Origin of the sequence: Bradyrhizobium sp. CB82 (assembly GCF_029714405.1) — a bacterium.
In the GTDB taxonomy this organism is placed as follows: Bacteria; Pseudomonadota; Alphaproteobacteria; order Rhizobiales; family Xanthobacteraceae; genus Bradyrhizobium.
Genome location: NZ_CP121650.1, coordinates 6,392,414 through 6,406,254, shown reverse-complemented (window position 1 = coordinate 6,406,254; position 13,841 = coordinate 6,392,414). Strand labels below are relative to the sequence as shown.

General features: G+C 61.9%; 13 protein-coding genes. 7 read left to right on the top strand and 6 right to left on the bottom strand.

What is annotated here, in order from left to right; translation table 11 throughout:
- The first annotated feature begins 64 nt into the window (after positions 1–64).
- Entirely contained in the window at positions 65–1,123 is a 1,059-nt protein-coding gene (gene galE, locus QA640_RS31105) for a UDP-glucose 4-epimerase GalE (RefSeq protein WP_283036665.1), read from the top strand.
- An 843-nt stretch (positions 1,124–1,966) separates the two neighbouring features.
- Here galE and QA640_RS31100 read toward each other — a convergent pair.
- Positions 1,967–2,713 carry a response regulator transcription factor gene (locus QA640_RS31100; protein WP_283036664.1) on the bottom strand — a complete coding sequence of 249 codons (747 nt, stop codon included), beginning with the start codon at positions 2,711–2,713 and terminating at the stop codon, positions 1,967–1,969.
- Positions 2,714–3,602: 889 nt separating this feature from the next.
- Between QA640_RS31100 and QA640_RS31095 the strand changes: the two genes are divergently transcribed.
- The 3 genes from QA640_RS31095 (at position 3,603) to QA640_RS31085 (ending at position 5,482) form a co-directional block, all read left to right on the top strand.
- Complete coding sequence (locus QA640_RS31095; protein WP_283036663.1) at positions 3,603–4,268, top strand: response regulator transcription factor; 666 nt, start codon at positions 3,603–3,605, stop codon at positions 4,266–4,268.
- A 475-nt stretch (positions 4,269–4,743) separates the two neighbouring features.
- Entirely contained in the window at positions 4,744–5,007 is a 264-nt protein-coding gene (locus tag QA640_RS31090; protein WP_283036662.1) for a hypothetical protein, read from the top strand.
- 100 nt (positions 5,008–5,107) lie between these two features.
- Positions 5,108–5,482, top strand: coding sequence for a VanZ family protein (locus QA640_RS31085; RefSeq protein ID WP_283042941.1), 375 nt, complete (start codon positions 5,108–5,110; stop codon positions 5,480–5,482).
- 22 nt (positions 5,483–5,504) lie between these two features.
- Here QA640_RS31085 and QA640_RS31080 read toward each other — a convergent pair whose 3' ends face one another.
- The 5 genes from QA640_RS31080 to QA640_RS31060 form a co-directional block, all read right to left on the bottom strand.
- Complete coding sequence (locus QA640_RS31080) at positions 5,505–6,230, bottom strand: SDR family NAD(P)-dependent oxidoreductase (protein ID WP_283036661.1); 726 nt, start codon at positions 6,228–6,230, stop codon at positions 5,505–5,507.
- Positions 6,223–7,608 carry a class I adenylate-forming enzyme family protein gene (locus tag QA640_RS31075; protein WP_283036660.1) on the bottom strand — a complete coding sequence of 462 codons (1,386 nt, stop codon included), beginning with the start codon at positions 7,606–7,608 and terminating at the stop codon, positions 6,223–6,225. The genes QA640_RS31080 and QA640_RS31075 overlap by 8 nt, the downstream gene beginning before the upstream one ends.
- A complete protein-coding gene (locus QA640_RS31070) occupies positions 7,595–7,840 on the bottom strand; it encodes an acyl carrier protein (protein ID WP_283036659.1) in 246 nt (81 codons plus the stop codon). Before QA640_RS31070 ends, QA640_RS31075 begins: the two co-directional genes overlap by 14 nt.
- A 32-nt stretch (positions 7,841–7,872) precedes the next feature.
- Positions 7,873–9,678: a long-chain-acyl-CoA synthetase gene (locus QA640_RS31065; RefSeq protein ID WP_283036658.1), complete on the bottom strand. Its 1,806-nt coding sequence runs from the start codon at positions 9,676–9,678 to the stop codon at positions 7,873–7,875.
- 83 nt (positions 9,679–9,761) lie between these two features.
- On the bottom strand, positions 9,762–10,031 hold the full coding sequence (locus tag QA640_RS31060) for a phosphopantetheine-binding protein (protein ID WP_283042940.1): 270 nt from the start codon (positions 10,029–10,031) through the stop codon (positions 9,762–9,764).
- Positions 10,032–10,264: 233 nt separating this feature from the next.
- Here QA640_RS31060 and QA640_RS31055 point away from each other — a divergent pair, with 233 nt between their 5' ends.
- The 3 genes from QA640_RS31055 (at position 10,265) to QA640_RS31045 (ending at position 13,830) form a co-directional block, all read left to right on the top strand.
- Positions 10,265–11,491 carry an acyl-CoA dehydrogenase family protein gene (locus QA640_RS31055; RefSeq protein WP_283036657.1) on the top strand — a complete coding sequence of 409 codons (1,227 nt, stop codon included), beginning with the start codon at positions 10,265–10,267 and terminating at the stop codon, positions 11,489–11,491.
- Positions 11,492–11,518: 27 nt separating this feature from the next.
- Positions 11,519–12,472 carry an amino acid--[acyl-carrier-protein] ligase gene (locus QA640_RS31050; RefSeq protein WP_283036656.1) on the top strand — a complete coding sequence of 318 codons (954 nt, stop codon included), beginning with the start codon at positions 11,519–11,521 and terminating at the stop codon, positions 12,470–12,472.
- Positions 12,473–12,555: 83 nt separating this feature from the next.
- Positions 12,556–13,830 (top strand): O-acetylhomoserine aminocarboxypropyltransferase/cysteine synthase family protein, encoded by a 1,275-nt coding sequence (locus tag QA640_RS31045; protein ID WP_283036655.1) that lies wholly within the window; start codon positions 12,556–12,558, stop codon positions 13,828–13,830.
- Positions 13,831–13,841 lie beyond the last annotated feature (11 nt).

The following is a 13,841-nucleotide window of genomic DNA, read 5'->3' as shown; positions in this document are numbered from 1 at the left end:
ACTTGCAGGTAATGTGGTGTCGCATTGCACAGAGGCAGTTGAGCGTAAGCGGAAGGTGTCCGAGATGATCTTGGTGACCGGAGGTGCCGGCTATATCGGGTCCCACGTCTGCATCGCGTTGCTGGACGCCGGGCTCGACGTCGTCGCGGTCGACAATCTCTCCAACAGCAACAAGGCCTCGCTCGAACGGGCGCAATCCATCTGCGGGCGAACGCTCGTCTTTCGCCACGCAGATATCCGGAATGAAGAGGCGATCTACGACACACTTCGCGCCTGCGGAGTGACTGCTGTCATTCACCTCGCAGGGCTGAAGGCCGTCGGCGATTCCAACGTCCGGCCCATGACGTATTACGAGAACAACGTCCTGGGAACGATGCGGCTTGTATCGGCCATGAAGAGGGCGAATGTGAAGACGCTCGTCTTCAGCTCGTCGGCGACCGTCTATGGGATACCCAGATACTTGCCGCTCGACGAAAAGCATCCCCTCGGTCCGACCAATCCCTACGGCCGCACGAAGCTCGTTATCGAAGAGATGCTGAAGGATCTCTGCAGGTCGGGCGACGATTGGCGGATCGGCAATCTGCGCTACTTCAATCCGGTTGGTGCGCACGAAAGCGGGCTGATCGGAGAAGACCCGCTGGGTGTTCCCAACAACCTGCTTCCGTTTGTGGCGCAGGTAGCGATTGGACGGCGGGAGAAGCTGCAGATCTGGGGAAACGACTACGACACGCCTGATGGCACCGGAGTCCGCGACTTCATTCACGTGGTCGATCTCGCATCTGGGCATTTGAGTGCCTTGCGCCACCTCAGTCAGCCCGGTGTGCTCACAGTCAACCTTGGCACGGGCAACGGCAGCAGCGTTCTGGAGGTCGTTCGCACATTCGAGGCGGTGAGTGGGAGAACAGTCCCCTATGAGATCGGAGAGCGCCGGGCCGGTGATGTCGCCGTCTGCTACGCCGATCCGACATTCGCGATGGAAGCATTGGGCTGGAAATCGACCCGATCATTGCAGCAGATGTGTGCGGACCATTGGCGTTGGCAACTGCAGAACCCCGGCGGCTACCTTGGTAGCCAGCTTCCGAAAGTCCGGCAGCGGTCGAGGCATTTTCGTCGTCACGCCTGAGTGAGTGCGCCTGAGGTATTCGAACGGGCGCCGAAGGGTCTGACCGCATGAGCGGGTTCGGGGCGAGCCACTGCGGCAAGCATACCGCCCATCAGAGGTAGCTCGTAATGTCTCAAAATCTCCAAGCCGCAGAGCGCGGCTGCAGGTAAGATGCATTCGCGTGGGGATTTGCGATGCCACACTATCGTGCATTCGTTCTGGACGAACACGGCCAGTTGGGGGGTGTGGTCAACCTTCACTGCCCGGACGATGCGTCCGCAACCGAGCGTGCCGGGCGCTTAGCGGACGGTCACGAGGTTCAGCTCTGGCGACTGGTCGCCGAGCTCAAATTTGACGATCCGCGGCACCGACCCAAGCGGCGGCGGGGTGCCCGCGCACCGATGCACTAATCGATCGACGCTGGCGTGCGTTCGTCCCGCCAGCGGATCGCGCGTCTTTGACGGCTTCCGCATCGACCGCGACATCATCGAATCCGAAACACAACGGATCGCCAAGAACCGCGATGGCGATTGCACAAGCCGAAAGCAGAAGCGGGTAAGAGCGGCTGTGGCTTGCATACCGCACCGGCAGCCGAGCTCGGCGTCCGCTGTTTCGTCGCATGATGGTGCTGCCGATCGCCCATTTCCAGACTCGTCGCGTCGGCAAGTCGGTTGCACGCGTCCGCGAGCTCGAAAACGTCCGCCAGTCCCACGCGATCAAGCGTGCTATTCACGCAAGAGCAGCGACGGACGTCCTGCCAGGCGCCTGGAAGTCAGGGAAGTCGGAGAAAGTGTCGGTGCGCCACGCCGCGACGAACTCGTTCGCCGCGACGGCAGTTGTTTCCAAGTGGCCGGGTCCTTGCCCTTATTTGTACGGCCGTACCGCCGCGCGAGTCCCTCGATCCATGCCGCCCTTGCGGAGTAGACCGTCGATAGGGGGTACCGCGACGCGGTTAGACTGCGGGACCAATGGAGCCGGGTCGTTGATCTGCTCCATCTCGGAGACCACCTCGAGAGGCTTCGCGATTCCTCTGCCCGGATCGACGGCTGTGAGCGTGCGACCACCTGTCGCTCGTACCTGCGACCCATGGTTCATTCCCCAAATCGCCGCTTGGGTCCGGTTCTGAACCCGGATCTTGCGTAGGATCGCCTTGACGTGGACCTTCACGGTGGCCTCGGCGATATCGATCTTTCGGGCAATGCATTTGTTGGAATCACCCTCGATAAGGCAGGATAGAATTGCCTTTTCGCGCGGAGACAGCTGTGGCGAGATTGCGTCCTCTGCAGCGACGAGGATCGCGTGTTCATTTTCGCCGGACTGCGTCGCTTCGCGCTCGCGTTCGCGATTGCCGTCAAGAGCGAACGACAGGAAGGCGGGCGGGAACACGGTTTCGCCCATCGTCACGAGCTCGACCGACTTGATGAATGAGTCGCAGGAATTGACGTTGACGAAGTAGCCGTTGGCGCCTGCACGAAATGCAGCAGCGAGTTCGACTGGCCGATAGTTGTCCGAGACGATCGCGATGCGCGCGTCCGGATATCGATCCTTCACATATCCGATTTGCTCTATCGCGAGATCGAAATCATCGCCGGTGTGGACGATGAGAAACATCAGTTGCTCTGCTTGAAGTGAGCTCGGCAATTCCTCGGGGCTCGACGCCGATACCGGGATGCGAAAATTTGCCGCGTGGAGTATTCTAGCAATGCCTTCTCTAATCAAAACGTTCTTTCCAATAAGAACGGTCTCGCAAGATTGCCGCCTCCGCATTTTACCCTCCAGCCTACTACGCAATGACACAACAGCAACGGGCGGTTGAACTCAATTTGGTTTCTCGAAGGACGAGCCAATCCTTGTTGTTCGTTTGGTCGTTCTCTTCGGTTTGTAGTCTTCAAAAATATCGAGTTACTTCGGTCGTGATCCTCCTCATTTTGCGCAATGTCATGGATTTCGATCAATCCATCTTGCTTAACCTTTTATAAATGTTAGATGCGAATTTCCGATCGCCCTATATATCGTTCGTTATAGGAGGGCGCTTGCATATACCCGGATGGTTACGGTGGTTAAAAACCGCTTCTAGCGCAGTCTCTGCGTGAATTAGGTCGGAGTGTTCATTCGACGTTGAAAAACCTTTCGGTGACTTTCTTCGTCGATGCTACGTTTGCGCGAATACATTTTCCAAGTGAGTTAACGTCGCGGCGCATATCGCGAGTTGAGGAAATTCGAGGCTCTTCGCCGTTGATAGCTACGCCGTCGTGTGTGCGCGCTTAGCCTGATCACCGGACTCTTACGGGGAAGCCTGCATCGCAAATTGGCAACGAGAGTCGGGAAACGAGCAGAGCAGTGTGCCGATTAGCCCTAACTATCGCTAGCCCTAAGTATTGCCCTGCGACACCAACCTTGCTTTGTTAATGGAAATTTCGGATGATTCTATTAATAGTAGTTGAAATAGGAGTGGGCGCACGGAGTTTATGTTCGGGGGCGACATACTGAGGAACGCCCGATGCGACGTACTAGTGTAGTCATTGCAGACCGGCATCCGGTGGTTTTGCAGGGCCTGAGCAACGTGCTCGGCGCGGCAGCCGATTTCAATATCGTTGCATCTTGCAGCGACGCCGCGAGCTGCATCGAGGCGATCCGGAACTTGGCGCCCGATATCGCGATTGTCGATCCCGCAATGCCTGAGCTTGCCGCGCTGAGAATTCTTTCGGCCATCAATTCAGAAAATCGTTCGACTCATTTGGTGTTTTTCGCCGCGAGTGAAGATTGCGAACTGGTGCTCTCGGCGACGCCCGTGACCTGTAGCATCGTCCTCAAGGACACGGCGCCTGAAGCGCTGGTGCAGTCCTTGCGGCACATCGCCAACGGTCACAACCTGCTGCCGTCCTCCCAATCCGGTTCGATCGTGTCGCATGAGCAGGGGACGAATTCGGAGAGCGCGCTGACGGCGCTGACAGACCGCGAGCGTCAGATCATGCGTCTGGTCTCCGAGGGATTGTCGAACAAGGAAATCGGGCGGCGGCTGAACATCGCCGACGGCACCATCAAGGTGCACCTGCACAACATCTTTCAGAAGCTTGAAATCAGCAATCGGACGGTGCTCGCGGCCCTCGCCATCGCGCAACACGATCGCGCGACGGTCACGCGGGAGAAGGCTCCGCCGGATTAAGTCCGGCAAGCGGAGCGCGCCGAGGACTCCCCCACCATCATTCTTGGTTGGTTCTCGCGGCGTGACGGGCAGGGGGCGGTTGATGGGCGCGCCAGCCCCGGCGGAAACGTCCTCGTGGGGCTGGTTGACCACCGCGAGTTCGATGTCCGGGAAGCTTAGGGGGTAGTCCGTCGGGACTGGTGTCTGATCCAGAATCGCAGCCAACGCATCGCGAGGGAAGTGTATTTTGTTCGTCATCTGCAGCCCTGGGTCGATCTCGGTTCGTCCGTTGTCTGGTAAAAGAAGTCGCGGACGAGAACGAACGGCTCCAGATGCGATCGCAGAGATGTGCCGACTGGACCTCGACACATCCGGAGCGGCGGCCCTGACCCTCCCTGCTGCCCCCTAGTGGTCAGGGCCGTTCCTCTGCGGACGGCATGCCGGCAGGACTGAAACTCTGTGGCTGAGTTGAAAGCGAGTACGCGGGCGCATCTTGATGTCCCTTCAGTTTCACCGTGCCGTCGAGGACATGGAAATTTGGAGCGCAAGCGACGACGGCTTCTCCTTTGTGATCACGTATGAGAGTCCTGCCGGTGCCGGCTTTCATGGACGTGCGGGCTACGTGGCGTCGTGGCGGCCGCTTTATCAGAGCCGCAGCGCGATCAAGATCGGCGGTTCGGCGTTTGCGACGTTCACGGAAGCGGAGGAGGCCTGCAACACCATGCTCGAGCATCTGAAGGGGCCCACGTCGTCAAAATGAAGTGCATACGCTGCAGAGTAGAGGGGAGCATGTCTTTGAAATCGAACCTCGGAAATGAAGAGCCCCGTCGCGGGCTGCCAATCGGGGCGCTGTAGTGGTTATCACTGCTCTTCTTCGGCTCGCCGCGTGGCTGCTTGCGGCCGCCGTCACTTTCGTAACGCTCGGGCCTCAGGACCTTCGGCCTCACCCCGTTCTCGGACAACACGGCGATCACGCGTTCGCCTTCCTTATGGTCGGGATTGCCTTCGGCCTCGCCTATCCGCAGCGGCGCTGGACCGTTGCAGTGGTCGCCGTTGCTCTGATCGGCCTGCTCGAGATCATGCAACTATGGGTGCCGGGGCGGCATGCGAGGTTTGAGGATTTTGTGGTCGATGCGCTCTCGGCTTGCATCGGCTTGGCGCTGTCCGCCGCGGCCGATCGGATGATGGCGCAATTGGGCCAAGATCCCGGCGCCGTGACACGCCAACGCCCTTAGTTGGCAGGTTGATCAGCGATGATCAGGCGGTGTTACCGGCGTCGACCGTCACCACGGTGCCTGTGATGTTCCGGCCGCATTCGCCGAGAAGATATTCGACCACGGAAGCAACGTCGTCGGCTTCGGGCAGACGGCGCAACGCGCTGCGGCCGGCAATGCGTCGGCGGCCTTCGTCGTCCAGGGACCTGGTCAATTCTGTGTCGATGAAGCCGGGCGCGATCGCGTTCACGGTGATGCCGACCCTGCCGACTTCTCGGGCCAGCGAACGGGTGAAGCCGGCAAGCGCGGCCTTGGATGCGGCATACACGGACAGGCCGCTGTAGCCGGTCGAGGCGACGATGGAGGAAATGTTGACGATTCGTCCCGCGCCGTCGGCCATCATATGGCGGGCCACGTATTTGGTCAGGATGATCGGCGACAGCACGTTCAGGCGAATCAAGGCTTCGATCTCGGAATTGTGCATGGTGGCCAGCAGCCCATCGGTACCGAGTCCGGCATTGTTGACCAGGCCGTAGATCGGGCCGAATTCGTTGCGCACTGATTTTGCGAAGAGCGGGATCGCATCAGTGACCGCAAGATCGCAGGCGCGGAAATGCAGGCGCCCTTGTGCTTCGCGGACTGCAGCCGCAAGCTCCCCGCTCTCGCGGCGCGCTACCGCGACCACGTTGTAGTCCCCGGATGCGGCGAGCCTGCGCGCAATGGCAAGACCGATACCGCGGCTGCCGCCGGTGACGAGGACGTTACGCATCGGTGCGCGCCAGTTTTCCCGCTGCGGTGACGTCGAGCCGCTCGACGAAGCGGATCACCGCAGGCACCTTCCATGCAGCAAGGCAGTCCTTGCACTGGTTGAGAATCTCGGTGCGGATCGCCTCTTGGCGCTCCCTGTCGGTGCCGGCGGCGAGGACGACATCGGCGACCACGATGGCGCCGGTGATCGGGCTGCTGCGCGATCGTGCGCGCGACAACTGGACGGAGGCGTGCCGGTTGATCACGGCCTCGATCTCCTCGGGATGGACCTTCAGCCCGCCGATGTTGATGATGCCGCTGCGCCGGCCGACAAAGTAGCAACGCTCGCCGCGCAGCTCGACCATGTCGCCAGTGTCGACGAAGCCTTCGGCGTCGGTGAGCGACGGCGCATCCGCGCCGACATAGGCGAGCGCGGTTCGGTGTGAGCGGATCCGGAGCGAGCCGTCGACGATCTTCATCTCGACGCCCTCGCGGCTTTGTCCAATCAAATCGGCGGGAAAGCCCTCGCGCGCGTCGTCCACCGCGAAACCGACGCCGGCCTCGGTCGAAGCATAGGCATGGCCGATCGATGCATGCGGAAACGTTCGGGCCAAGCCGTCGAGCAACGCCTGGTCGGCGATTTCGCCGGACAGGCGGACGTAGCGCGGCGAGAAGTTTGTGGCCGCGCAGCTCATCAAAAGCTTGCGCCAATGCGATGGCGTGCCGGAAATGTGGGTGACGCCGGCCGCCCGCAGCCGTGCCACGTGGTCCGCGATCGCTTCTCCAGACTCCGACAGCACCATCGATCCGCCGCCGATGACGGCGCGCAGGAAGATCTGGAGGCCGCCGTAGCGGCGGATATCGTAGAACGTCGCCCAGGTCGCGCTCCGGTGGCGCGCGGGCCCCTCGGCGATGATCGCACCGGCCAGCCCATCGAGCGTATGCCGGACGATCTTCGGCAGCCCGGACGTCCCCGAGGTCAGCATCAGCCACTCGGTGGCGCGCTGGGTTTCCCATTCCACGTTTGACCGTTCGGGCAGGCCGGCGGCGACGATCAAATATGAGCCAGCAGCGCATTGTTGCAGCGGCCGATCGGTGACGATGGCATCGATCTCGGCACCCGCAAGCAGGGCCTGGATGCGATCCGGATCGAGGTCGGGCGGGCACAGAAGCATGCAGCGGACGACGCCGTCGAGCTCGATCATCGCCAGCGCGGACAGCAGCTGTCTCGACGTCGCAAGCAGCACCGAACGGCCGGATAGTTCGCGGGATTCGCCCGTCAGGCAGCTGTACCGGTGGATGTCGGTGAGCGAGATGCTATGCCTTGCATCGGAAATCGTGCGGCCCTTCAGCTCCGGGCCGAGATATCGGCGCAGCGAGAAGATCTCAGGCGGGGACATTCTCGTAGGCTCTGACGAACTCACCGACGGTCGACGGGAAGGCGGCTGCGTCTGCGATGGTGAAGGGATCGACGCCAAGCTGATCCTCCAACCGAGCGACCAGGATCGCGAATGCCAGCGAGTCGAACCCCGTCTCCTGCAGCGACAGATCGTCCTGGAGCGGCGGAAGCGTGACCTTTTGTTCTTCGGCAATCTGTTGCATCGCCGAGAAAATGCTCGATCTGACCGACATGGAAACACCTCACCTCTCACGAAACGAACGTGCTAAAATCTGATCTCATCGGCGACGATGCGTGCGTAGACTGCCTGGTCGATCGGACGGTAGTCGCCGGTTGCCGGATCGCGCAGGAATAGCGGATCGTTGACAACGGAGGGATCGATTCCCTCACGGATGAGCCGCTGCTTGTTCTGCTTGAATGTCTCGGTGGCGTCGAGCGCCCCACAGACCCTGACGAAGACCGGAAGCGCATAGGCCGGGAGCCGGCGCGACAGATGTTTCGTGAAGGTTTCGAAATCGAAACCCTCGTCGACGACCAAAGCCGCCATGCCGGCGCGGCCGTCAGCCGCCGGCACGGCGATCCCGTAGGTCGAGGCGTCGACGACACCGGGGCAGTCCCTGATCGCGTCGTTTACCTCGCTGGTCGCGACATTCTCGCCCTTCCAGCGGAAAGTATCGCCGATCCGGTCGATGAAGTGGAAGTAGCCGTGCTCGTCGCGCAGCATCAGATCGCCGGTGCGGAACCAGGCATCACCATCGGCAAAGACATCGCGCAGAATCTTCTTCTCGGTCTCGGCGGGATCCGTGTAGCCCTCGAAAGGGCCACCGCCGCGATCGACGCTGTCGATGCATCCGATAGCCTCGCCCGTTTCGCCGGGGGCGCACGCGATGCAGAGCCCCGCGTCGCTGCGGACCGGGCTGCCGCTGTCGGCATCGACCTTGACGATCGAGGCGGGAAAGCGATGCGCCAGCACGGGAGGAATCCGGCCGATCGCGCCGGGTTTTCCTTCGACGTTGAACAACGAAAAATTGCCTTCCGTCGCCGCATAGAATTCGAGGATCTGTGGAATCGCGAACCGCGCGGCGAAGGTCTCCCAGATGTCGCCGCGCAATCCATTGCCGACGGCGAGCCGCAGCCTGTGTTCGGTCTCTTTTGAGGACGTCGGCGTCTTGAGCAGGTATCGGCAGAGCTCTCCGATATATTGGAGGACGGTGCAGTCGAAGCGCACGACGTCGTCCCAGAAGTTCCGTGCGGAAAATTTCTCCGCGACCACGACCGAGCCGCCCGCGTGAAGCATGCTGCAGGGTGCCACGACACCGCCGACTGAATGATGGAGCGGCAGGCAATCGTAGAGGCGGTCGTCGACGGAAGCATCCATCAGACCGGCAAACCATCCGCCCCAGCTGAGAATCCGGCGATGACTGACGTTCGCCGCCTTCGGCAGCCCGGTGGTGCCCGACGTGTAGATGAGGAGCGCGCGTCCGTTGATCGTGACATCGCCGCGTTCGGTGGAAGACAGTGGGCTGATGTCTTGGGCGGCGAGCGCCACGTCCAGATCGGCGGCCGTATCACGGCTACCGAGCCTCCAGACTTGCGGCACGCAGTTGAGGTGCCGTCGTGCGGTCTCGAACGCATTCACGCAGTCTGCGGCGAGGATCACGTGATCGGCACGCGCGACTTCGATGCAATGGGCGAGCGATCGGCCGATCAGCCTTGTGTTGATGAGCGCTACCGTCCCACCCGCGCTGCTGATGCCGAGCCAACAGGCGAGGTAGTCCGGGTGGTTCTGCATCAGCAGGCAGACCGTGCGGCCGGTACGGATGCCCTGGCCCCGCGCCCAGCGCGCATATCGGTTGATCCGAGCAGCAAGCTCTCCGTAGCTGATGGATTGATCGTCCGAAAGCAACGCGAGGCGACCGGGCTGCCGCTGCGCCCATTCCTGCACGACGTCGGCGAACAACCTGTGTGGATCGGCCTCGACCCGCGAAGTCAGCGCGATGGCGTTCAGCCAGGTCTTGGCGGTGGAGGGTCTAAGCCGCGGAGCGCTGCTTCTGGTCGTGGGCTCGATCACAGCTGATTTTACGACCCGACCACGCAGTTGAATTGAATCGAAGCCTGCTCGGTTATCGAGGAAGCATCTCTGTCCAACTGACTTCATCCTGCTCCCGGTCCGAGCTGATTGAGAATCATCGTCTCCATCGTCTTCACCGATTGGAAATTCTCGGGTGTGATCACCGGTTGGGGAAGAGTGAGATCGAACTCGGATTCGACCTTGAGCATCAGCTCGACCATGCTCATCGAGTTCAGCCCGATATCCACGAGCCGCGATTCCGGGTGGACAACCGCAGTGATCGCGTTCTGCTCGAGGATACTCCTGACCACGGATAGAACACGGTCCTGCACGCTCGCGGTACGACCTTGCATTGCGACTGCACCCTCGCTGACCTGCACGATCATTGTCGAGGCGACGATACCTGACTGCAGATCAGGCCAGTAGTTCTCCTTCGAGGTACCTCGCTGAGGTTCGGGTGCGCTTCGGCATCCACCTTTGCGCAGCCGACTCCGCAAGGTAGGTCGGCTAGATTGCCCATTCCGCCAGGAAGGGCGTCTCGACGTGGTTCGGGTCGCGCCCGACCACCAAAGGGGAGGCGTTGGCCATGAACGTGCAGGAAGCCCAGTTCCGCAATTTCGCCCCGGAAAGCGGCCGAGTGCCATGCCCTCACGACACCTTCTCGTTCCAGCAGAGGACGGCGGCGGTGGCGGAGGCCGCGGCGTCGGAAGCCGAAGCAGTCGACCGCGAGGCGCGCTTCCCGCGGAAGGCCATCGACGCGGCGCGCAGGGAGAGGCTTCTGGGAGCACAGATCCCGATCGCATTCGGCGGCGAGGGCGCATCGCTCTTCGAGGTGACCGACATGTGCTACGCGCTCGGCCGCGCCTGCGCCTCGACCGGAATGATCTTCGCGATGCATCAGACCAAGATCGCCTGCCTGGTTCGCCACGGCGTAGGCAGCACCTGGCATGAAAGCTTCATGCGCCGTGTTGCAGCCGAACAATTGCTGCTGGCGTCGTCGACCACGGAAGGTCAGAACGGCGGAAACATACGCTTCAGCACTGCCGCGGTAGAGCGCTCGGGGGTCGAGATCTCGCTGGTGCGCGACGCAACGGTAATTTCCTACGGTGCGGAGGCAGACGGCATCGTCACCATCGCGCGCCGAGCGGACGACGCCGCCGGATCCGATCAGGTGTTGCTGGCCATCACGCGGGACGACTACACGCTTGAACCGACCCTCGCATGGGAGACGCTTGGCATGCGTGGAACCTGCAGTGCCGGTTTCAAGCTGAACTTCAGGGGCTCCGCGGACCAGATATTCCCCGTAGCCTACGAGAGGATCCATGCGCAGACGATGACGCCCGTCGCCCACTTGTGCTGGTCATCGGTCTGGGCGGGAATCGCGGCCGCTGCGGTGGATCGCGCGCAGCTGTTCGTCCGCAAGGCCGCGCGAGGGGCCGGCGGCAACATGCCTCCCGGCGCGGCGCATTTCACCTCCGCCAGGATGACGCTGACGAAACTGCGTGCCATCATCGCCGCCAACCTCGAGTCCTATGCGGCCCGACAACGAGACGAGCGCGCATTGTCGTCCGTCGACTTCCAGTCCTCGATCAATCTTCTCAAGGTGGAGGCCTCTGAACTCGCGGTCACGGCCGTCATGCATGCGATGCGCGCCTGCGGCCTCTCAGGCTACCGCAACGACACCGACGTCAGCGTCGGCCGCCATCTCCGCGACGTGCTTTCCGCTCCGATCATGATCAACAACGACCGCATCCTCGCCAGCATGGGGACCACCACGCTGATGAGCGCCGTCCCGGCGTCTCTGCGCGATTGATATTTCTCCTCGACGGAGGGAGCTTGAATGAACGTGGCCAGGTTTGCAGCACAGACGAAATCCTCTTCGCGTCCGTCCGACCCGCTGGACTATCTCACCGATTTGCTGTTCCACGAGATGGGCTCTCCGGGGGTCTATGGCCGCACCGCGCTCTATGAAGACGTCGTAGAGCGGCTTGCAGTGCTGATCTCGCGGTATCGCGAGGCGGACACCGAAGTGATGCGCTTCCCCCCCGTCATGAATCGCGCGCAACTCGAGAAGTCGGGCTATCTGAAGAGCTTTCCGAACCTCCTTGGTTGCGTCTGCGGCCTGCACGGCACGGAGAGTGAAATCCACGCCGCGGTCAGCCGCTTCGACGCCGGCGGCGACTGGACCACGTCGCTTTCACCGGCCGACCTCGTGCTGTCGCCGGCCGCCTGCTATCCGGTTTATCCAATTGCAGCGAGCCGCGGACCCGTACCGGCGGGCGGCTGGCGCTTCGACGTGGCCGCCGATTGCTTCCGTCGCGAGCCCTCGCATCATCTCGACCGGCTGCAGTCCTTCAGGATGCGCGAATTCGTCAGCATCGGCAGCCCCGACCAAGCTTCCGCGTTCCGGGAGCGCTGGATCGTGCGGGCACAGGAGATTGCCCGCGATCTCGGACTGACCTTCAGGGTCGACTACGCCAGCGATCCGTTCTTTGGCCGGGTCGGCCAGATGATGGCGGTGAGTCAAAAGCAGCAGTCGCTGAAATTCGAATTGCTGGTGCCTCTGCGCTCCGAGGAGCGCCCCACCGCTTGCATGAGCTTCAACTATCACCGCGAACATTTTGGCGCCACCTGGGGCATCCTGGATGCGGCCGGCGAGCCGGCACATACCGCCTGCGTGGCATTCGGAATGGACCGTCTCGCCGTCGCCATGTTCCACACCCATGGCGGAAACACTGCGCGCTGGCCGACCGCGGTACGGGACCTGCTCGGTTTCCCGAGGAACGGCCAGTAGGCGGCGTTGGAATTGGAGGACGCGCGATGCGCCAAGGACATCCCGAGATCTCCCGGGATCGAAGAGCCAAAGGGCCCGCCTCCATGAGAAGAGAGACCATCGCCGTCCACGGCGGCTTCAAAGACGATCCGGTCACCAAGGCGGTCGCCGTGCCGATCTACCAGACGGCCTCGTACGCTTTCGACAGCGCCGATCATGGAGCCGCGCTCTTCAACCTTGAAGTGGACGGCTTCCGCTACACGCGGATCGGCAATCCGACCAATGCGGTGCTCGAGAGTCGCGTCGCCGCCCTGGAAGGCGGCATCGAGGCACTCAGCGTGGCCTGTGGTCAGGCCGCGGTGAACTATGCGGTGGCCAATATCGCGGAGATGGGCACCAACATCGTCTCGGTCCCGCAGCTCTACGGAACCACGCATACGCTGTTCGCGCACATCCTGCCGAGGCAAGGCACTACCGTCCGGTTTTCAGAAGACGACCAGCCTGCGAGCCTAGAACGATTGATCGACGCCGATACGCGGGCGGTGTTCTGCGAGAGCGTCGGAAATCCGGCCGGAAATGTCTGCGACATCGAAGCGATGGCCGACGTCGCGCACAGGCATGGCGTCCCGCTGATCGTCGACAACACGGTGCCGACACCGATCCTGCTCAGGCCGATCGAATATGGCGCAGACATCGTGGTGGAGTCGCTGACGAAATTCATGGGCGGACACGGCACTACGCTCGGTGGAGTTATCGTCGACAGCGGCCGCTTCCCATGGGCGGAGCATCGCCGCCGCTTCCGGATGATGAACGAACCAGAGCAATCATATCACGGGCTCGTCTTTACCGAGCGCTACGGGGCCGCTGCTTACATTGCGCGTTGCCGCGCCGTCTCCCAGAGGACCACGGGCGCCGTCCTGGCACCGATGAATGCTTTCCTGCTGCTCCAGGGCATTGAAACCGTCGCGCTGCGGATCGAGCGGCACGTCGATAATGGCGAGAAGGTCGCGCGGTTCTTGCGCGACGACCGCCGTGTCGGGTGGGTGAATTATGCGGGCTTTGAGGATAGTCCCTATTTCGCGCTGACACAGAAGTATCTAGGTGGCCGTGCGTGTTCACTGCTGACCTTTGGCGTGGCAGGAGGCTTCGAGGCGGGTAAGCGATTCTACGACGCGCTGAAGCTCTGCAAGCGGCTGGTCAATATTGGCGACGCGAAATCGCTCGCCTGCCACCCCGCATCGACCACGCACCGGCAAATGTCGCCCGAAGAGCAGGACAAGGCCGGCGTACGGCCCGAGATGATCAGGCTGAGCGTCGGAATCGAGCACATCGACGACATCATCACGGATCTCGACCAGGCGCTATGCGCTGCGAATTGATGTTGCGTCAA